16 protein-coding genes, 3 tRNA genes and 1 pseudogene are annotated in these 18,915 nt (G+C 60.4%); 14 read left to right on the forward strand and 6 right to left on the reverse strand.

Annotated features, from left to right (window positions below; all coding sequences use genetic code 11):
• The first annotated feature begins 128 nt into the window (after nt 1-128).
• The 8 genes from IE093_RS14270 (at nt 129) to dmeF (ending at nt 5,985) form a co-directional block, all read left to right on the forward strand.
• Nucleotides 129-584 carry an acetyl-CoA sensor PanZ family protein gene (locus IE093_RS14270; RefSeq protein WP_189470326.1) on the forward strand — a complete coding sequence of 152 codons (456 nt, stop codon included), beginning with the start codon at nt 129-131 and terminating at the stop codon, nt 582-584.
• The gene (locus IE093_RS14275) at nt 581-2,941 is read left to right on the forward strand and encodes an AsmA family protein (protein WP_189470327.1); all 2,361 of its coding nucleotides are present in this window, start codon (nt 581-583) and stop codon (nt 2,939-2,941) included. Before IE093_RS14270 ends, IE093_RS14275 begins: the two co-directional genes overlap by 4 nt.
• A gap of 69 nt (nt 2,942-3,010) precedes the next feature.
• Nucleotides 3,011-4,126, forward strand: a complete 1,116-nt coding sequence (mutY, locus tag IE093_RS14280; protein ID WP_189470329.1) for an A/G-specific adenine glycosylase — start codon at nt 3,011-3,013, stop codon at nt 4,124-4,126.
• Nucleotides 4,123-4,395 carry an oxidative damage protection protein gene (locus IE093_RS14285; protein ID WP_189470331.1) on the forward strand — a complete coding sequence of 91 codons (273 nt, stop codon included), beginning with the start codon at nt 4,123-4,125 and terminating at the stop codon, nt 4,393-4,395. Before mutY ends, IE093_RS14285 begins: the two co-directional genes overlap by 4 nt.
• Nucleotides 4,396-4,477: 82 nt before the next feature.
• Nucleotides 4,478-4,553 (forward strand) — tRNA-Phe (locus IE093_RS14290).
• Between the two features lie 6 nt (nt 4,554-4,559).
• Nucleotides 4,560-4,634 (forward strand) — tRNA-Gln (locus IE093_RS14295).
• A gap of 36 nt (nt 4,635-4,670) precedes the next feature.
• Nucleotides 4,671-4,746: transfer RNA gene (locus IE093_RS14300), tRNA-Thr, on the forward strand.
• Between the two features lie 288 nt (nt 4,747-5,034).
• Nucleotides 5,035-5,985, forward strand: coding sequence for a CDF family Co(II)/Ni(II) efflux transporter DmeF (gene dmeF / locus IE093_RS14305; RefSeq protein WP_189470333.1), 951 nt, complete (start codon nt 5,035-5,037; stop codon nt 5,983-5,985).
• Between the two features lie 176 nt (nt 5,986-6,161).
• On the opposite strand, the gene IE093_RS14310 is transcribed toward dmeF, so the two are convergent.
• On the reverse strand, nt 6,162-6,803 hold the full coding sequence (locus tag IE093_RS14310) for a glutathione S-transferase family protein (protein WP_189470336.1): 642 nt from the start codon (nt 6,801-6,803) through the stop codon (nt 6,162-6,164).
• Nucleotides 6,804-6,927: 124 nt separating this feature from the next.
• Between IE093_RS14310 and IE093_RS14315 the strand changes: the two are divergent.
• Nucleotides 6,928-7,097 (forward strand): annotated as a pseudogene (locus IE093_RS14315) (IS5/IS1182 family transposase); the annotation flags it as partial.
• 131 nt (nt 7,098-7,228) lie between these two features.
• On the opposite strand, the gene IE093_RS14320 reads toward IE093_RS14315, so the two are convergent.
• Nucleotides 7,229-7,603 (reverse strand): DnaJ family domain-containing protein, encoded by a 375-nt coding sequence (locus IE093_RS14320; RefSeq protein ID WP_189470338.1) that lies wholly within the window; start codon nt 7,601-7,603, stop codon nt 7,229-7,231.
• Between the two features lie 547 nt (nt 7,604-8,150).
• Between IE093_RS14320 and IE093_RS14325 the strand changes: the two genes are divergently transcribed.
• The 4 genes from IE093_RS14325 to IE093_RS14340 all read left to right on the forward strand — a co-directional run bounded on the left by IE093_RS14325 (nt 8,151) and on the right by IE093_RS14340 (nt 11,296).
• Nucleotides 8,151-8,552, forward strand: a complete 402-nt coding sequence (locus IE093_RS14325; RefSeq protein WP_189470340.1) for an MbcA/ParS/Xre antitoxin family protein — start codon at nt 8,151-8,153, stop codon at nt 8,550-8,552.
• 2 nt (nt 8,553-8,554) lie between these two features.
• Nucleotides 8,555-9,229, forward strand: coding sequence for an RES family NAD+ phosphorylase (locus tag IE093_RS14330; RefSeq protein WP_189470342.1), 675 nt, complete (start codon nt 8,555-8,557; stop codon nt 9,227-9,229).
• Between the two features lie 340 nt (nt 9,230-9,569).
• On the forward strand, nt 9,570-10,505 hold the full coding sequence (gene thpD / locus IE093_RS14335; protein ID WP_189470344.1) for an ectoine hydroxylase: 936 nt from the start codon (nt 9,570-9,572) through the stop codon (nt 10,503-10,505).
• Between the two features lie 125 nt (nt 10,506-10,630).
• Nucleotides 10,631-11,296 (forward strand): fumarylacetoacetate hydrolase family protein, encoded by a 666-nt coding sequence (locus IE093_RS14340; RefSeq protein ID WP_189470347.1) that lies wholly within the window; start codon nt 10,631-10,633, stop codon nt 11,294-11,296.
• A gap of 201 nt (nt 11,297-11,497) precedes the next feature.
• On the opposite strand, the gene speA is transcribed toward IE093_RS14340, so the two are convergent.
• The 4 genes from speA to IE093_RS14360 form a co-directional block, all read right to left on the reverse strand.
• Nucleotides 11,498-13,399 carry a biosynthetic arginine decarboxylase gene (speA, locus tag IE093_RS14345; RefSeq protein WP_189470349.1) on the reverse strand — a complete coding sequence of 634 codons (1,902 nt, stop codon included), beginning with the start codon at nt 13,397-13,399 and terminating at the stop codon, nt 11,498-11,500.
• Nucleotides 13,396-14,358, reverse strand: a complete 963-nt coding sequence (locus IE093_RS14350; protein ID WP_189470350.1) for a homoserine kinase — start codon at nt 14,356-14,358, stop codon at nt 13,396-13,398. Before IE093_RS14350 ends, speA begins: the two co-directional genes overlap by 4 nt.
• 88 nt (nt 14,359-14,446) lie before the next feature.
• Nucleotides 14,447-14,737 carry a DUF2782 domain-containing protein gene (locus tag IE093_RS14355; protein ID WP_189470352.1) on the reverse strand — a complete coding sequence of 97 codons (291 nt, stop codon included), beginning with the start codon at nt 14,735-14,737 and terminating at the stop codon, nt 14,447-14,449.
• Nucleotides 14,738-14,805: 68 nt separating this feature from the next.
• Nucleotides 14,806-15,993: an MFS transporter gene (locus IE093_RS14360; RefSeq protein WP_189470354.1), complete on the reverse strand. Its 1,188-nt coding sequence runs from the start codon at nt 15,991-15,993 to the stop codon at nt 14,806-14,808.
• A gap of 133 nt (nt 15,994-16,126) precedes the next feature.
• Between IE093_RS14360 and polA the strand changes: the two genes are divergently transcribed.
• Nucleotides 16,127-18,913, forward strand: coding sequence for a DNA polymerase I (gene polA / locus IE093_RS14365; protein WP_189470356.1), 2,787 nt, complete (start codon nt 16,127-16,129; stop codon nt 18,911-18,913).
• Nucleotides 18,914-18,915 lie beyond the last annotated feature (2 nt).

The following is an 18,915-nucleotide window of genomic DNA, read 5'->3' on the forward strand; positions in this document are numbered from 1 at the left end:
TGCGCTGGGCGCTGTGACAACGATGAAAACTCTAGAACTTGCCATTATAGAGAATCGGGCGCCCCATCCGCTACAATGCCGACATTGATGGGCGGCCATGTCCCGCCGTCCGGCTTGGGAGAATCACGATGCCGGTAACGCTTCACAAGGTGGACCATGCCTGTTGGGCAGGGGATGCTCAGGTGGCCCACGATCTTTCGCGGATCTATGCCGACGCCCCGGCGGAGCGGCTGCCATTGCCTGCCGACGAGTTCATCCAGCAGCACCTGTCGAGTGGCGGCCTGTTCTGCTGCGCGCGCTTCAACGAGCGTTTGTTGGGCGCCATCGCCGTCATGTGCGACGACGAGGCCTGGTGGCTATCTCACTTCTGCGTGCGCAAGGCCACTCGGCGGCGCGGGGTTGGATCACGACTGCTGGCGTTGGTCGGAGAGGCGGCTTATGGCGAAGGATGCGTGCTGCGAGTGGCGACCTCGACATTGATGATGGGCGATCAGCTTCTGCTTTCACGGCACGGATATCGGCTGGTGGATGGGGGCAATTATTTTGAACTGAATCCGCCGGCGTCACAGGGAGGAAATCAATGAAAGCGCTGTTGCGTACGCTACTGGCCGTGGTCGGTGTGTTGGGACTGGTCATGGTGGCGGCGGTGGTGTACATCACGACCTTCTTCGACCCCAATGACCTGAAGCCACGCTTGATCGAGGTGGTGCGCCAGCAAAGCGGGTTGGAACTAGCCCTGGAAGGGCCGCTGTCCTGGTCGTTTTACCCACGGTTGGGGGTCAGTGTCGAGCAGGCCGAAGCCTGGTTGCCCGACCAAGCTCAGGAAGCGTCGCCCTTCGTCGCTTTCGAGCGAGCCGAGGTTAGCCTGGCTTTCGCCCCATTGCTCTCTGGCGAAATCGCCATCGATGGCCTGACGCTGGATAGCATGCACCTCAACCTGGTACGTGATGAGCAGGGGCGTGGCAACTGGCAAGCGTTGCTCGAGCGTCTCCAGAAACGCGGTGAGGAGGCTGAATCCGCACTGGCACCGGCCACTTCGGGCCCGGGGGGCGACGCGGGGAGCGGCATGGCGGTGGCGCTGAATATTGCCAGTGTGCAGGTGCGCAATGGAGAAATCTTCTATAGCGATCGCCAGGATGGCCATGAGTTGCGAATCGATGAGTTGGCGATCACGGGAACCAACGTCAACCCTAATCGTGCCTTCCCCCTCAAGTCCTCCTTCCGGCTGGCCTCCTTCGAAGACGCCGGCTGGCGGCATGATGATGAGGTCGAGCCCGAACTGGTCAGCAACGTGAGTTTCGAAAGCCGTGTGCTTCTGGGGCTTGTCGATGGGCGTTATGTCCTGGAGAACCTGGTTCTCGATACTCGAACACAGATGGCGGCTGCGGAGGATCGCAATCAACAGGCCAATCTGCAGGCCCGGCAGTTGACTGCCGACCTCCAGGCCAACCGTTATCAGTTCGAGGAAGGCAAGCTCGATGCCAGCGTGTCGCATCCACGTTTGGGCGACAAGCCGCTGCCGTTGTCGCTGACCTTCATGGCGGATGCCGATCTTGCCGCCGAGACCCTGCAGTTACGCGAACTGGAGTTGACCAGTGAGGACAACCTCAAGCTCAGTGGTACGCTGTCGGTAAGCGAATTGCTTGGTGCTCCTCAGTACACCGGTCAGCTCAAGATGGCGCCGATGTCGCTGCGGCCTTGGTTGACGCGGCTGGATATGCTGCCCGAAATGACCAGCGACACGGCATTGAGTGACGTGGCCCTGACCAGCCCGGTGCAGGGGGATGCCCAGCGCTTCGAATTGACCAACCTGACGCTGGTGCTCGATGACAGCACCTTTACCGGGCGTCTGGGCGGCAGCGTCGATGGACAGGCGCTCTCTTTCGACCTGCAAGGCGATCGTCTCGACTTGGATGCCTATCTTCCTCCGTCTCAGACAGTGGCCTCCCCGGACGATACTGCACGGCTGAGGCTGCCTGGTATCGCCACGGCCTTTGCCGAAGAAGAGGGCGGTGAGATGTTGCCGGTGAGCTGGCTACGTGAGCTGACGTTGGATAGTCAACTGAGCGTGAGTCGCCTCAAGGCCTTCGGACTGACGTTCGATGATGCCGACCTGGAGGCTCGGGGCCGTGATGGCCAGCAGCGTATCGAGCGCTTCGAGGCTCGTTTCTATGAGGGAGACCTGGCTGCCAGCGCCGCATTGAACCTGAATCAGGAGCCCATTCACTGGACTTTCAGGCCAACATTGCAGCGAGTGCAGATCGTGCCACTGTTCGAAGCCTGGCGGGGTGAAACGTCGCCCTTGCGCGGTCGCCTAAATCTTGATGGAGAGCTGACATCGCGCGGCAATACCCTCGAATTGCTCAAGGGCAACCTCAATGGCCACACGACATTACGAATAGACGAAGGCGCGGTACTCAACGTTAACGTGTCCCAGGAACTATGCACGGCGGTGGCCACGCTGGAAGGTGAGACCGTCACTCGTGAATGGAGTCCCGACACTCGCTTCGATCGTGCCCAGGCGACGTTGGAGTTCCGCAATGGCGTCGTGCATAACGATGACCTCACGGTCACGCTGCCCGGCATCACCTTGGGGGGCACAGGTGAGCTGAATCTGGTCACCGAGCGTTTCGATTACGGCGCGTTGGCACGCTTCGTGGATACCGCCGATGCGGCCTGTAGCGTCAACCCGCGTCTCGAGCGCCTGCCCTTCCCGGTACACTGCGAGGGCTCGCTTGGCGAGGATCCTGGCCAGTGGTGTGGCTTCGACCGCCAGGCCTTCCAGCAGGCGGTGGCTGAACTGGCTCGGGACGAAGCCCGCCGCCGCGCAGGCGAAGAAGTCGAGGAGCGCCTGGGAGATGCCTTGGAGGGGCTCGATGAGCGTATCGGCGAGGGCGCGTCCGAGGAACTTCATAAAGCCTTGCGTGGTCTTTTCAAGTGAGCATCATTGTAAGCCAGTCTCTGCGCCGACTTCCCAGTCGGCGCTTTTTTTCGTGAAGACAGTATTCCCATGAGCGATTCTCATTTCATCGGCCTGACCCCCGACGAATTTCAGCGCCGGCTGTTGGCCTGGTTCGATCGGTATGGGCGCAAGACCTTGCCTTGGCAGTATGACAAGACCCCGTATCGGGTGTGGGTGTCGGAGATCATGCTGCAGCAGACCCAGGTCGCGACCGTTATTCCTTACTACGAGCGCTTCATGGCGCGCTTTCCCGACGTCCATGTACTGGCGAAGGCATCCCAGGACGAGGTGCTGCATTTGTGGACCGGTTTGGGGTACTACGCAAGGGGACGCAATCTGCACAAGGCGGCGCAAGTGGTGGTGAGCGAGCATGGCGGCGAGTTTCCCGTACACAGCCTCGATGCCATGGCCGGCCTGCCTGGTATCGGGCGCTCCACCGCCGGGGCGATCATCAGCATCAGTACCGGGCGTCGGGCAGTGATCCTCGATGGCAACGTCAAGCGCGTGCTGACACGGCTGCATGGCGTCGAGGGCTGGCCAGGCAAGCCCAAGGTGGAACGGGTGTTGTGGGAGCTTGCCGATCGCTATACCCCGGAGACTCGACTGCCGGACTACTCGCAGGCAATGATGGATCTCGGGGCGACGTTGTGCAGCCGTGGCAAGCCGAGTTGCGCGATATGCCCATTCGAGGATGTCTGTGTCGCCCATGCGCGGGGGGAAGAGCGCCGCTTCCCGGAATCCAAGCCGAAGAAGTCATTACCGGAGCGCCATACCCAGATGCTACTGTTGCAGGATCCGCAAGGGAAAGTCCTGCTGGAGCAGCGCCCACCTACGGGGCTGTGGGGCGGATTGTGGTGTTTCCCGCAGTTCGAGACACGTGAGGCCTTGCGGGCATGGCTGGACACTCATGTGCCCGGTGCCGAGCTCGCCCCCGCCTGGTCTGCCTTTACTCACACCTTTAGTCATTTCAGACTGGTGATCGTGCCGCAGCCGGTGCGCTGTCGGCAGGTGATGGCCATCAATGAGGCCGGCTCGCTCTGGTATGATCCCGGCCAGCCCGCCAGCGTAGGCCTAGCCGCGCCGGTGAAGGAGTTGCTGGGCCGCCTGAATCAGCTTCGCCGGTCAGACTCCCACGACCACCTAACCAAGGAGAGTGCGCCATGAGCCACACCGTCTTCTGTCGCAAATATCAGCGAGAACTCGAGGCATTGCCTTTTCCGCCATTGCCCGGCAAGAAAGGGCAGGAGATCCAGGCCAGTGTGTCGAAACAGGCTTGGGAAGAATGGCAGGCACTCCAGACTCGCCTGATCAACGAGAAGCATCTCAACATGATGGACTCGGCCTCCCGAGAGTACCTGATGGAACAGATGGAGCGCTTTTTCGATAACCGAGAAACCGACCAGGCCGAAGGCTATGTGCCGCCGGGTAAGTGAAGTCCTGTGTCAGACAACTTTTTGAATTGAATGGCCTTGACGTCGCGAAGGCTTTCTAGTTAAATACGTCGGCGTTGGCAGGGGCCAGATAGCTCAGTCGGTAGAGCAGGGGATTGAAAATCCCCGTGTCGGCGGTTCGATTCCGTCTCTGGCCACCACATTGCTGGGGTATAGCCAAGTGGTAAGGCACCGGTTTTTGGTACCGGCATTCGCAGGTTCGAATCCTGCTACCCCAGCCACGTCAACCCAGTTCCCCATGAGCAAGTGTTGCCTGCGCCGGCATAGCTCAGTTGGTAGAGCAACTGACTTGTAATCAGTAGGTCCCGGGTTCGACTCCTGGTGCCGGCACCATCAAAACCCCAGGCTTTACAGCTACTTGCTTGATTTAAAAACCGCCACAATGGGCGGTTTTTTCGTTGTTGCGTAACAAGCTGCGTAACAAATCCACTTTCACTCATCTGTGAGTTAGCAGTTCCTATGGCACTGGAGGGGAAGCAGCCGGTACACGAGGATGACTCAGCCCGTTTGTGCCAACGCGCTATGCTACAGGTGGCCCTTCCAGCAATCTTGGCCAGCAAGCAAGGGGAGGCCTGCCGGGTAGGGCATTATCGTGTCATCCCACCCAGGAGAATGCCGATCATGCATCATCACGACCTGAGTGCCTGGCAGCACGATCACACCTTTGAGCAAGACCAGGTCCGTACTGGGGAGCGGCGCATCTGCATCGTCGTGGTCCTCACCCTAGTGACCATGCTCATCGAAATCGTGGCCGGCCTGCTGTACGGCTCGATCGCCCTGCTGGCCGATGGACTGCACATGGGGTCACACGCGACGGCGCTGGGCATCGCCGCCTTCGCCTATGCCTATGCCCGCCGTCACGCCCACGATGATCGTTTCAGCTTCGGTACAGGTAAGGTCAATGCGCTGGGCGGATTCGCCGGGGCGGTGTTGTTGGCCGGCTTTGCGCTCTACATGGGTATTGAGAGTGTCGCGCGTTTCGTCAATCCCGTGGCGATCGTCTTCGACAAAGCCATTGCCGTGGCGGTCATCGGTCTCTTCGTGAACGGCATTTCCGCCTGGATTCTGGGAGGTGGGGAGCATCATCATGAGCATCACCACGCAGGACATGCCGGCCATTGGCACACGGACCACAACCGTCGCTCGGCCTATTTCCACGTGTTGGCCGATGCCTTGACCTCCCTGCTGGCGATCGTCGCGTTGCTGGCAGGGAAGTATCTCGGTTGGCAGTGGATGGATCCGGCCATGGGTCTTGTCGGAACGGTGCTGGTGACCCGCTGGTCGTGGGGATTGCTGCGCGATAGTAGCCAGGTGTTGCTCGACCGTCAGGTTCAGACGCTGGACCAGGATATCCGTGGCATCCTTGAAAGTGGTACCAGTGACCGGATCAGTGATCTGCATATCTGGTCGATCGGGCCCGGGATCTATGCGGGGATCATAGCACTGGTGTCGGATAAGCCGGAGCCACCCCATGTGTATCGAAGCAAGCTGGAAGTCAGACTCCCCGAATTGGTTCACACCACCATAGAAGTCGAACCATGCACCGATATCGGCCATGTCTCAGCCGCCTAGCCCGTGAATTTTCTCGGGCACGGACAGTACGAATGACGACCATATTGACGGCGGCAACGCCGATGGGGATTACCACGTCGACCAGCACCCCGACCTGAAGCGGGATCGCCGTTTGCTCCAAACGATTCCCGGCATCGGGTCCGCCGTCTCGCTCAGGCTATTGGCGCTCTACCACATTATGTGGCATGTATCTCATTTCTCTGGATATCCGCGAACGCTTCCGCAATGCGTGGTGGTGCGGTGGGACGTGCATACATGCGTTCCAGATATGCGCGCAGTTGCGGATGATCATCAATCAAATTTTGCTCATTTGCCCAGTCCATGAGATAGGCGGTCACACAATCGGCAACCGTGATGCCATCGCCTACGATGAATTGCCTCCCAGCCATATGGCGATCCAGTACAGTGGCCATGTCCACGAAATCCTGTCTTGCGAGTGCGATGTCAGCGGGCAAACGCTTTTCTTCTGGATATAGCATCGTATGTCGAGTGATCCGCCACAAGGGTTGCTCCAGTTCGGTCATCGCAAACATAACCCAGCGATATACCTGTGCCCGTTCCTTGATATCAGTAGGCAGCAATCCCTTGGCGGGATACTTTTCCGCCAGATACAGAACGATTGCCGCTGATTCAGTGAGTACGAAGTCACCATCAACCAATACCGGGACTTTGCCGGCAGGATTGAGGCGAAGAAACTCCGGATGATGGTTCTCCCCTTCTACGAGGTTGACCGACACAAACTCAAATTCTTCACCAAGCTCTCCCAACCCCCAAAGGGCACGAAGTGAGCGGGTGGGGCCAAATCCATACAGTTTCATTTTTGATCCTCCTATGGCCAAGGGCTGGCATCCGGCCAGGCGTGGCCGGTGCAACATTTCTCTATGCCATAGTCGAACGAGGCCTCATGGATTCGACATCGCTGTTGATGTAGGGTCCGTTTCAGATACCTGGATGATCGACTCCACGGCCGTTCGTGACACACGTGCCGCCTCAGGAGGCGGTAAAAAAAGAAAGCGGAAGAGCCGGTAGACCATGCGCTGGGCCGCAGTCGGGGCGGTTTGACCACCAAGGTTCATATGGTCTGCGACCTACATGGTTGGCCACTGACCTTTGGGGTCGGCTCAGCGAGGTGATCTTACCCAGTCATCGTGAATACCGGGTTACGCGATTTTCCTGGCCTCGAAGGCCTCGGGACTGATCAGCCCAATCGCACTGTGTCGGGAGGAAGCGGACAGGTCCCGCCTTAGCCATCCTTATCCAACCGCCGGATCAGTTTGGCTCGATACTCACCCCGCTCGAGCAATAGGCTCAGGTCATGCCCCTGTGCTTGCAAACGGGCACGCAATAGATTGAGACGAGCGCAAGCCTGTTCCCGCTCCTCGCCATGGTCCAGACGGGCAATCAGACTTTCCACCTCGCGGATTTCACGCACCAGCTCTAACTCCGGCGGCAGATAGCCGGCATTTTTCAGCAAACGGTAACCGGCCCGCAGTTCCGCAGGGATCATGCTGTCGTCATCCAGCTCCAGCGGCTTGCCACTACCCGGCAAGTGGTCAAGCTCGCCGTTTTCAAGGGCGTTTTGGATATGGGCTTCCGCCATCTGATCGATCAGGGACATGCAACGTTTCCCCTAAATACGGATAGCGTTCACACGGCCTCTGCCAGGTGGGCTTTTTAGGATTTCCTGCAGACTGTGCCGGAATCGCTTCGTTACCCTTGTCGGCGTGGCACTTCAGCGATGCGAAATTGCCGAGAGTGTCATCGCCACGGATGATGAATGCCACACTCAGGGATGAGGCCAGGGATTGTCCCTTCCTCCTCACCCCGAGATCAAGCGCGCCCCAGGTAGAACTTGGTAATGCAGCGATGGCATGGCCCGGGCGGCGGCGGTCGCCAGCCCGACGGCCAGAGTGCCATTCCCGCATCCCCAGCCAACAACCGCTCCAGACCGAACTGCTTGAGGTAGGTCAGGTCATCCTCACCTTCCGCAGCCTCTACAGTCGATCATAAGCAATTCCAGATCGTGCCGAGAGCCACGATAGGTTTTAGACGAGTCCCTTGAGTTTCCCGAGCTGTAGCTTGGTATCTTTCATGAATTACGCATGGGGACAATATCCATGCTATAGTTCACATATGTACTATGCTCCTGACGGGAGGGGTTTGTCATGAATGCTGAAGAGCTGCTCGAGCGCCCGGATACGACCAGCCCCGAGGCCGGTCGGGTGGCACTGAAATTCTTCTTCAACATCATGGAGCTGTGGGGCTGCACACCAGCCCAACAGCGAGTCCTCCTGGGCGGCATTGGCAATACCACGTACCACAAGTACAAGAAGCTCCCCCAAGTCCGGCTGCCACATGACACCCTTGAGCGGATCTCCTATCTCATGGGTATCCACAAGGCATTGCGGATCCTCTTCAGCAACAGTCCCGACAAGGCCTATGAGTGGGTGCACAAGGCAAATGCCGCACCACCGTTCAACGGCCAGTCCGCGCTCGAGTACATGTTGCACGGTCGGGTCGTTGACCTGGCGGATACCCGTCGCTACCTCGACAGCGTCCGGGGGTAAGCGTGACGGAAACGCGCATCCCCGACTGGCACAATGCCTACCGCATCGTCAATAGCGCCTATCCCCCGATTGCGGTGTTCGAGGATACCCTGGACCCTGAAGACCTGGAATTCGCCTTTGCGATCGAGGCGATGACAAACGACAGGCTGCTCGAGGAGGCCGGCCAGTTGGCACGCGTTCCACCGGATGACCGGGTCTCGGGCCCCGGGTCCACTCCCATCATGGCGGCCTTTACCCACATCGGCCGACCGTCGCGCTTCACCGATGGAACCTATGGGGTCTACTACTGTGCCAGCACCCTGGATGCGGCCATTGCCGAGACCCGTTACCATATGGCCGAGTTCCTCGCGGCGACCCATGAGGCCACCGTCGAGATCACCATGCGCACCTACCTCAATACCATCACCCAGGCACTACACGACGTGCGTGAGGGTTACCCCGAGCTGCATGACCCGGACCCGGCCACCTACTCCCGGGGCCAGGCCTTTGCATTGCGGCTCAGGGCGGAAGGTGCATGGGGGATTCTCTACAACAGCGTCAGGCAGCCGGCACAGGAGTGTGCGGCGGTCTTCCGACCGCCGGCATTGAGCATCCCGATCCAGGGTCCGCACCTTCGCTATCTCTGGGAGGGCAAGGCGCAGGCCATCACCCATGTGCTGGAAGTCGCCGAACGCTAGGCGGGCGAAGGTGGGTTGACAGCCGCTTCGGCTACCATATCATCAAGAGTGTGAGTGCTGCCGGTGGTCTGGTACCGGCACCATAGGCAAGTCCACGAAATCAAGCGCTTGCAGTGATGACAGTCGCCCATAGTGGCGGCTTTTTTGTGCTCTGTGTGGCGGAGAGCCTCGGCACGAGGCATGGCTGCCCCTTGAAATTCCTCTCTGTCATTCGCACATCTACGGCAGCTTCGTAGTGCTTGGCGCTGACGAGGTGTTTTTCTCGTTGTTTAATAATTAGTTATCGGCAATATGCCGGACTGGATCTGAACCCGATCACAAACGTTTTGGAGGTGAACGGATGTCAGTACAGACCGCATCCCGCAATCCATCTCATCATGCGGCTCCGAGCCGCGACCCTTACCCTACGCGCTTGGCTCGTCCCTGGGACTTGCCCTGGATCGACCGTCAGGAGGCGGTGGTCAAGGGCAAGGCAAGCGATGGGCCGCTGACTCAACAACAGCTCGACACATTCGAGCGCAATGGCTTCCTGTTCGAACCCGGCTTCCTGTCGGCGGAAGAAGTGGCAGAGCTTCGTGAAGAGCTGAAAATCCTGCTCGACAGCGATGAGTACGCCGGCAAGGACTTCAGCATCACCGAGCCTGATAGCCAGGAAATCCGTTCACTGTTTGCCGTGCACTTTTTGTCCGAGCGCTTTGCACGCCTGGCCAAGGATGAGCGGTTGATGGGACGTGCCCGTCAGATCGTGGGTGGTGATGTCTATGTTCATCAGTCACGCATCAACTACAAGCCCGGTTTCGAAGGCAAGGGCTTCAACTGGCACTCGGATTTCGAAACCTGGCACGCCGAGGACGGCATGCCGGCCATGCACGCGGTGAGCGCTTCCATCGTGCTGACCGACAACCATCACTACAATGGCCCCTTGATGCTGATTCCAGGCTCGCATCGTGTATTCGTAGCGTGCCTGGGCGAGACGCCGGACGATCACCACAAGCAGTCGCTGAAGACCCAGGAATTCGGGGTTCCCAGCCGCGAGGCGTTGCGTGAGTTGATCGGCCGCAATGGCATCGAAGCGCCGACCGGTGCCGCGGGTGGCCTGCTGCTGTTCGACTGCAACACGCTGCATGGCTCCAATGCCAATATGTCACCGGATCCGCGCAGTAATGTATTCTTTGTCTATAACCGTGTAGACAATGCCTGCGGTGAGCCTTACGCCGCCAAGCGTCGCCGTCCGGCTTTCTTGGCACATGAGCCGGGAGAATTCTGGACGCCTTGAGGAAGACTGACCAAGCGTGAGATGGGGGCAATCCTGACCGGGGCCTCTGCACTGATGCGCCTGCTGCGGTAGACTAGCGTCCGTTGCCGCAAGCAGCGCGTACCATGTCAAGGAGAATACCCGCCATGCGCTTCGTTCCCCGTTTCACCGATGGCCAGGAGTTTCCCCATGCGCTCGGCAAGATCGTTTGCGTCGGCCGCAACTATGCCGACCATGCCAAGGAACTGAACAATCCGGTACCCAGTGAACCTTTGCTGTTCATCAAGCCAGCCACTTGCGCGGTGCCCTTGGAAGAGCCGATCGATGTCCCCTTTTCGCGCGGCGAAGTTCACTTCGAGACCGAACTGGCACTATTGATTGGCGAGCCCTTGACCCGTGCCACTGCCAGTGAAGCCGAGCGTGCGGTAGTGGGCATCGGCCTGGCGTTGGATCTTACCCTGCGTGATGTCCAAGCCCGCTTGAAGGAGAAGGGCCATCCTTGGGAGATCGCCAAGGCCTTTGATGGGGCTTGTCCGTTGTCGTCCTTTCTGAGGTTGCAACGGGTTCCCAACTGGAGTGCCCTGGCCTTCAGCCTCGATATAAATGGGGAACGTTGCCAGAGTGGCGAAGGTGCCGACATGCTGTTTCCGGTGGCCACGCTGCTCTCGGAAATGAGCCGACACTTCACCCTGCTGCCGGGGGATGTGGTGCTGACCGGTACTCCGGCTGGAGTGGGGGAACTGCCCAGGGAGGCTGAACTACACTTTACCCTCACTGGTGGCCTGGAAGTGACTACGCGTGTCCTGGACTAGGTTTTGTCCGAAAACTGCCTGCGCTCGACCATACGGTGTTAAAAATCAGCTCAAAATGCTCATTTACACCCACGTAAACTCCGCTTTCTCGCTGATTTTTGCCTTGTCTGGCCATCGCTCGGCGACTTTTCGTACAAGCCCTAGGGCGTCATGGCGGTAAGTCGTTTCCTGGCACGAGCCCTCGTGGGCTCGTCCATCGTGCTACTCCAGATACGTGTAGCCCCGTAGCCCAGCGGACAGGTCATCGAGGAACAGGTCGCGCTCGCTCTTGGGCAGACCGCTGGCATCGAGCTGGGCGGCCAAGTGGCGACGCAGCACCTCGGCGTCGAAGTTCACGTAATCCAGCACGTCGGCCACGCTGTCACCACGGATGGCATGCGATAGCACCCAGTTGCCCTCAGCATCGAGCGCGGCGTCCACTGAATCGGTGTCACCGAACAGGTTGTGCAGGTCGCCGAGAATCTCCTGATAGGCGCCGACCAGGAAGAAGCCCAGCAGTTTTTCCTCTCCCTCTTGCCACTCCGGCAGTGGCAGTGATGTCTCGACCCCTTGCCCATCGACGTAGAGGTCGATGCGGCCGTCAGAGTCGCAGGTGATGTCCTGAATCACGCCGCGGCGGGTGAGCTCGCGATTGAGCCCAGTGAGCGGCAGTACCGGGAAGATCTGTTGAATACCCCACACGTCGGGAACCGACTGAAACAACGAAAAGTTGACGAACAGCTTATCGGCGAGTTTCTCGGCAAGTTCGTCGAAAATCTCGCGGTGCGCGCGATTACGCGGGTCAAGCTGCTGGCGAAGCTGGGTGCAGCAGGAGAAATAGACGCCTTCCCCCTCGGCGCGTGTGGCAATGTCGGCCAGTCCCATCACGAAACGATCCTGCAGCTCGGTAATCGCCTGCACCAGGTCGTGATAGGCCTCGACCAGACCACGGGGATCATCCATCGCGACTAATCGGTCGTGAACTCGCCACAGTTCATCGACCTGGGGGTCGCCCTGGATGTGTCGTTCAGGCGGCTCGCGGTTCAGGCGCTCCTCGCCGATCACGTTGGTGATCAGCATCGCATGGTGGGCGGTGAGCGCTCGCCCCGATTCGGAGATCAGGTGAGGGTGGGGCAAACCTTCGCTCTCGCAGGCCTGGCGGAAGGCCCAGACCACGTTGCTGGCGTATTCGCGCATCGAATAGTTGATCGAGCACTCGCTACGCGAGCGGGTGCCTTCGTAGTCGATTCCCAGGCCGCCGCCGACGTCCACGGTATCCACCGGCGCGCCCAATTCCCGCAGGCTTTGATAGAAGCGGGCGCACTCGCGCAAGCCGCGTTGGATGTCGCGGATATTGGCGATCTGCGACCCGAGATGGAAGTGTACCAGTTGCAGGCTATCCAGGGCATCGGCCGCGCGCAGACGCTCGACCACACCTAGAATCTGACCGGCGGTCAGGCCGAACTTGGATTTCTCGCCTCCGGTATTCTGCCACTTGCCCTTGCCCACCGAGGCCAGGCGAGCGCGCAGGCCGATGCGAGGCCGAACCTCTAGCCGCTCGGCCTCTTCGAGGATCAGGGACAGCTCCGAGTACTTCTCCACCACCAGATAGACGCGGTGGCCGAGCTTCTCGCCCATCAATGCCAGGCGCACGTACTCGCGATCCTTATAGCCGTTGCAGACGATCAGCGAGGGGCCATCGCCGGATAACGCCAGCACCGCGAGCAGCTCTGGCTTGCTGCCGGCTTCCAGACCCACGCGGTCACGACCGCGTTCCTGGGTGGCGAGGATCTCCTCGACCACGCGACGTTGCTGGTTGACCTTGATCGGATAAACGGCGGTATAGCCGCCCCCGTAGGCCTCTTCGGTCATGGCGGCATCGAAGGCGCCACACAACTGCTCGACGCGATCGTGCAGGATATCGGTGAAACGCACCAATACCGGCAGGCGCAGGCCGGCCTGACGCAACTGGGTCGCCAGCGAGCTCAGCGGCAGGGCTGGGCCGGGAGTTTCGCTACCCAGCGGGAGTACCGTGGCTCGGCCATGATCATCGACATCGAAATAACCGCTGCCCCACTGGTCGATGTTATAGGTTTGGCGAGCGTTGGCGGCAGTGGTGGTCATGCAGGGCTCCGGTCGGGCAGGGGCAAGGCGCCATGTTCCAGGCGTGCCAACAGGATGGTGCGAAATTGGTCCGGATCGTGCGGCGTGAGATCGTGGGCCGGTGGGTCGACATAGACCACCAGCAGTCGTGACAACCAATAGCGCAAAGCCGTCATGCGCAGCATCATCGGCCAGGCTTGACATTCGGCCTCGGTCAGCTCCCGACGTGCCTGGTAGGCCTCGAGAATCACATCGTGGCGCGCCGGATCGAGCCGGCCGTCAGCCTGGGTAGCCCAATCGTTGATGACGATGGCCAGATCGAACAATAGGTCGCCGGTGCAACCGTTGTAGAAGTCGATGATGCCGCCCAGGCGCTCGCCATCGAATAGGGTGTTGTCGCGAAACAGGTCTCCGTGCAGGGCCCCTTGGGGAAGGTCGGGAGTGTCGCCGAAGAAACCTTGGTAGGTGTCGACTTCATCGGCCATCAGAGCTTGATCTTCCGGGGACAGGTAGACCAGCACACGGTTATGCATGGGCACTAGCCAGTGCAAGTCGCGAGGGTTGGGACGGTGGCCGTCGAAGTGGCGCGACACCGCATGCATATGCCCCAGCGTATCGCCCAGAGCACGACATTGCTCGAGGCTGGGGGCCTTGGGTGATGTGCCGGGCAGGCGTGGGAACAGCAGCGCTGGCTTGTCGGCCAGGCTCTGCAGGGCGACTCCCTCGCGGTCGTGTAGCGGGCCGGGGACCGGCAGGCGGTGCTCGTCGAGGTAGTCGAGCAGGTCGACGAAAAACGGCAATTCTTCATGTTCGCCCTGCTCGAACAGGGTCAGCACCAATTCCCTGCGGTCGGTGGTGACGAAATAGGTGGTATTTTCCGTTCCGCTGGTAACGCCCTCGAGATGCAGCAGTGAGCCGGCATCGAAGCGTTGCAGAAAATCGGCGACCTGTGCGTCGCTCAATGGGGTGAATACGGCCATGTGTTTCTCGCCCGGGTTGCCAAGCCGCCTATTGTAGCGTTTTGGTTCGGCGATGCACGATACCTTGTGTCTTTCCCCTTCGGGTGCGTTACCAGGATATCAACACCCATTGTGGCACGGCGATCCGGTCACCTTCCTGGCGCTCGAAGTTGCCGTCGCCGTCGTGGTCCACCAGGAAGTACGATGGGGCGTTGGCAGGCCGGATCTCGATAGCATAGAGCTGGCCGTTGACCCGGTATTCGCGGATGGTGCGATCCTCTTCCTGGCGAATGGTGATATCGGGCTCGACGGACTCCGATTGCTGACCGACCGCCACGGATGCGCTCGCCGTCAGGCAGGCTCCCAAGACGAGGATGGAAACGAGCTTGACTGTCTTCATTGCAACCTCCGTGCGGTCACGCTCATCATGTTCCTTTCAGTGTATGACCCTTTCGAGTGACAAGGAATTCACTTTCTTTCTATAGCGGCGATGGGACGCAGGGCCAGGAACCAGCCTGTTACCACGAAGGCCAGCATGGCGATCAGAATGGTGGCGAAATGCGCGCCAAGATCGATGACCAACCCCAGAAGCGCGGGGGCAATGCCGGTGGAGAACACCATGGCTGCACTCAGCGTCGAACGTACCCGACCCAAGTGTTCGCTTCCCCACAGCTTCACCAGCACACTGGTGGCGATGGGTTCCTGCATGCCCATCGCCAGGCCGCCACCGACCATCAGTGCCCAGATGCCGATATCGCCGCCCAGTACGATGGCGACCACCATCGCCAAGGCGTAGGGCAGCAAATAGAGGCGGGCGAGGCGTGCGGGCCCCAGGCGGTCCACCCAGCGTCCTCCCAGCAAGGCGCCGGGGAGTTTGGCGACTCCCATGCCGGCCAAGGCAAGTGCATAGGTGGAAAGCGAGGCGCCCAGGTCGGCGGTCATCTGTGCTTGATAGATGAATACCCCAGTCATGGTCACCGGCAAGGCCATCAGCAGCGGCAACAGTTGCCAGAAACGCCGCTCACGAAACGGGCGTGGCCCTTGGCGGCGCGTGCGTCGATCCGGCTTGGGTCCCGGTGCCGGAGGCCAGGGGCCACGCAGCAACAGGGCTACCCACAATCCCAGCAGGATCAAGCCGAACAGCCACCAGACCCCCTGCCAGCCGAGCCATATCAGAAGGGCGGCTACCAGAGGGGGTAATGTAGCTTCTCCCAAGGGAAGCCCTAGACTCACCAGCCCCAAAGCGCGACCGCGATTATGGGTAAATTCCCGTCCCGCCAGGGTATTGCCCAGATGTGTCATCATGCCCTGGCCGCAGAAGCGGATCAGGGCGAGCCCCAACAGGCCGGTCAGCCACCAGGGTGACAGGGTCAACAGCAGGATGCCGATCCCCAGGCTGAGGAGAATGCCGATGGCGAAGCGTCGCGGGGCGATCCAGTCGATACTAGGGCCGATGCGAAGCATGGCGAAGCCGGCGCACAAGGTGACGGTGGCGTAAGCGGTACCGAACTGCCCGGCACTCAAGCCCAGTTGCATCGAGATCGGCGCCTGAAACAAGCCGATGAAGAAGCTCTGGCCCAGGCTTGAAGAAAACAATGCCAGAAAGGCGATGCCCAGTAGTCCCTTGTGATCGCGTAGCAGGGTGCGATAGCCCATGATGACTCCCTGTCGGCTCAGGCGAGATAAGAATCCAGCCCATGTTAGCAGGCTAAGTGGTCGAGTGCCTGACGAGTCGCGGTGAGCTGCGTATCATGTGGTTCAATGCCAACGTTCAAGGGAAATGTTCATCATGGCCACCACCCCCATCGTTCTCGTCGACGGGTCGTCCTATCTCTATCGCGCCTTCCATGCACTGCCGGCACTGACCACTTCCAAGGGCCAGCCCACCGGTGCGGTCAAGGGGGTGCTCAACATGTTGAAGCGCCTGATCAAGGATTACCCGGACAGCCCCATGGCGGTGGTCTTCGACGCCAAGGGCAAGACCTTTCGCGACGAACTGTTCGAAGAGTACAAGGCTCAACGGCCGCCGATGCCCGATGAGTTGCGGGTTCAGGTCGAGCCGCTGCATGCTTGCGTGCGGGCACTCGGCCTGCCGCTGCTATGCATCGAGGGCGTCGAGGCCGATGATGTCATCGGCACCCTGGCGCGTCGCGCCACCCAGGCCGGTCGCGATGCGGTGATCTCCACCGGCGACAAGGACATGGCGCAACTGGTCAATTCCCACATCACCCTGGTCAATACCATGAAGGACGAGACCTTGGACGTCGCCGGCGTCAAGGACAAGTTCGGATTGCCACCGGAGTTGATCATCGACTTCCTGGCGTTGATGGGCGACAAGGTCGACAATATCCCCGGGGTGCCCGGGGTGGGCGAGAAGACTGCTCTTGGGCTGTTGCAAGGTATGGGTGGCGGCTTGGACGCCATCTACGCCGACCTCGACAAGATCAAGACGCTGGATTTCCGCGGTGCCAAGACCCTGGCCAAGAAGCTCGAGGAACACCGCGACCAGGCGTTTCTCTCCTACCGGCTCGCCACCATCAAGACCGACTGCGAGTTACCGGTAGGGCTCGACGACCTGGATATCGCCCATCCCGACCGCGAGGCCCTGCTCGAACTCTATCGCGAACTGGAGTTCAAGGGCTGGTTGGCCGAGCTGTTGGAAGGCCAGGACGAGGGGGTCGATGACGTTGCGGGAGGGCGACCGGTAGGCGAGGGAACCGAGGGTGACTCTGCCGCCACCTCAACGAGTGCCGGACGCCAGGATCATATGATTCTCGAACAGGCCGAGTTCGATGCCTGGCTCGAGCGATTGCAAAAGGCCGAGGTGTTCTGCTTTGACCTGGAAACCACCAGTCTCGATTACATGCAGGCCGAGATCGTCGGCGTGGGGCTCTCGCTCGAGCCCGGTGAAGCGGCATACATTCCGCTTGCCCACGACTATCTCGATGCTCCCAAGCAGCTCGACAGGCGAGCCGTTCTCGAGGCTCTCAGGCCGTTGTGGGAGGACCCGGCCAAGGGCAAGATCGGCCAGAACCTCAAGTACGATATCTCGGTGCTGGCCAACTACGACATCCGGGTAGTGGGGCCGCTCACCGATACCATGCTCGAGTCCTATGTGCTCAACTCCACCGCCACCCGCCACGACATGGACTCCCTGGCGCTCAAGTACCTGGGCGAGAAGACCATCAGCTTCGAGGATATCGCCGGCAAGGGCGCCAAGCAGTTGACCTTCAACCAGATCGCCCTCGAGCAGGCCGTCCCCTATGCCTGTGAGGATGTCGATATCACCTTGCGCCTGCACCACGAGTTGCGTCCGCGTGTCGAAGCGGAAGGGCGCCTGGCCAAGGTGCTCGACGAGCTGGAACAACCTCTGATTCCGGTGCTGTCGCGTATGGAGCGCAATGGTGTGGCGCTCGACGGGGAGCGCCTGCTGCGCCAGAGCCGCGAGCTGGAAACCCGCATCCGCGAGTTGGAAGCGCAAGCCTTCGACCTGGCCGGTCGTGAGTTCAACCTGGGCTCCCCCAAACAGCTTGGTCAGATCCTGTTCGAGGAACTGAAGATCCCGGTGCGCAAGAAAACACCCAAGGGAGCCCCGTCCACGGCCGAGGCGGTACTCGAGGAGCTGGCGCTGGACTATCCGTTGCCCAAGGTGATCATGGAGCACCGCGGCCTGTCCAAACTCAAGTCGACTTACACTGACAAACTACCGATATTGATCGATAAGACCACGGGGCGGCTGCATACCAGCTATCATCAGGCGGTCGCCGCCACCGGCCGGCTATCTTCCAGCGATCCCAACCTGCAGAACATTCCGATTCGCACCGAGGAGGGGCGCAAGATCCGCCAGGCCTTCATTGCCCGGCCTGGCTACCGCATCGTCGCCGCCGACTATTCGCAGATCGAGCTGCGCATCATGGCTCACCTTTCCGAGGACAAGGGGCTGCTCGAGGCCTTCGCCGAGAACCGCGACATCCACGCCGCCACCGCCGCCGAGGTGTTCGGCACGGCGCTGGACAAGGTCACGCCGGACCAGCGGCGCAGCGCCAAGGCCATCAACTTCGGGCTGATCTATGGCATGAGCGCCTGGGGGCTGTCGAAGCAGTTGCACATCGAGCGCGGCCAGGCGCAGACCTACATCGACCGTTATTTCGACCGTTACCCCGGCGTGGCGCGCTACATGGAACGCATTCGCTCACAGGCAGCCGAGGACGGTTACGTGGAAACGGTCTTCGGACGCCGCCTCTACCTGCCAGAAATCAAGGCACAGAACCAGGCCCGCCGTCAGGCCGCCGAACGCACCGCCATCAACGCTCCCATGCAGGGAACCGCCGCCGATATCATCAAGCGGGCGATGATCGACGTCGACGCCTGGTTGCAAGGTCTATCAGGCAAGCAGGCCGAGTTCGACGCCTGGATGGTGATGCAGGTTCATGACGAGCTGGTCTTCGAGGTCAAGGAGGACCAGGCCGACGGCTTTATCGAGGCGGTCAAGTCCCGCATGCGTGACGCTGCCTCCCTTAGTGTGGAGCTGGTCGTCGAGGCCGAGAGCGGCGCCAATTGGGACGAGGCGCATTGAGG

Origin of the sequence: Litchfieldella qijiaojingensis, from assembly GCF_014651875.1 — a bacterium.
GTDB classification, from domain to species: domain Bacteria; phylum Pseudomonadota; class Gammaproteobacteria; order Pseudomonadales; family Halomonadaceae; genus Litchfieldella; species Litchfieldella qijiaojingensis.

Excerpts from the sequence above, each read along its gene's own strand:
- IE093_RS14270 (WP_189470326.1), top strand. The coding sequence starts at position 129 with ATGCCGGTAACGCTTCACAAGGTGGACCATGCCTGTTGGGCAGGGGAT.
- IE093_RS14275 (WP_189470327.1), top strand. The coding sequence starts at position 581 with ATGAAAGCGCTGTTGCGTACGCTACTGGCCGTGGTCGGTGTGTTGGGA.
- mutY (WP_189470329.1), top strand. The coding sequence starts at position 3,011 with ATGAGCGATTCTCATTTCATCGGCCTGACCCCCGACGAATTTCAGCGC.
- IE093_RS14285 (WP_189470331.1), top strand. The coding sequence starts at position 4,123 with ATGAGCCACACCGTCTTCTGTCGCAAATATCAGCGAGAACTCGAGGCA.
- dmeF (WP_189470333.1), top strand. The coding sequence starts at position 5,035 with ATGCATCATCACGACCTGAGTGCCTGGCAGCACGATCACACCTTTGAG.
- IE093_RS14310 (WP_189470336.1), bottom strand. The coding sequence starts at position 6,803 with ATGAAACTGTATGGATTTGGCCCCACCCGCTCACTTCGTGCCCTTTGG.
- IE093_RS14320 (WP_189470338.1), bottom strand. The coding sequence starts at position 7,603 with ATGTCCCTGATCGATCAGATGGCGGAAGCCCATATCCAAAACGCCCTT.
- IE093_RS14325 (WP_189470340.1), top strand. The coding sequence starts at position 8,151 with ATGAATGCTGAAGAGCTGCTCGAGCGCCCGGATACGACCAGCCCCGAG.
- thpD (WP_189470344.1), top strand. The coding sequence starts at position 9,570 with ATGTCAGTACAGACCGCATCCCGCAATCCATCTCATCATGCGGCTCCG.
- IE093_RS14340 (WP_189470347.1), top strand. The coding sequence starts at position 10,631 with ATGCGCTTCGTTCCCCGTTTCACCGATGGCCAGGAGTTTCCCCATGCG.
- speA (WP_189470349.1), bottom strand. The coding sequence starts at position 13,399 with ATGACCACCACTGCCGCCAACGCTCGCCAAACCTATAACATCGACCAG.
- IE093_RS14350 (WP_189470350.1), bottom strand. The coding sequence starts at position 14,358 with ATGGCCGTATTCACCCCATTGAGCGACGCACAGGTCGCCGATTTTCTG.
- IE093_RS14355 (WP_189470352.1), bottom strand. The coding sequence starts at position 14,737 with ATGAAGACAGTCAAGCTCGTTTCCATCCTCGTCTTGGGAGCCTGCCTG.
- IE093_RS14360 (WP_189470354.1), bottom strand. The coding sequence starts at position 15,993 with ATGGGCTATCGCACCCTGCTACGCGATCACAAGGGACTACTGGGCATC.
- polA (WP_189470356.1), top strand. The coding sequence starts at position 16,127 with ATGGCCACCACCCCCATCGTTCTCGTCGACGGGTCGTCCTATCTCTAT.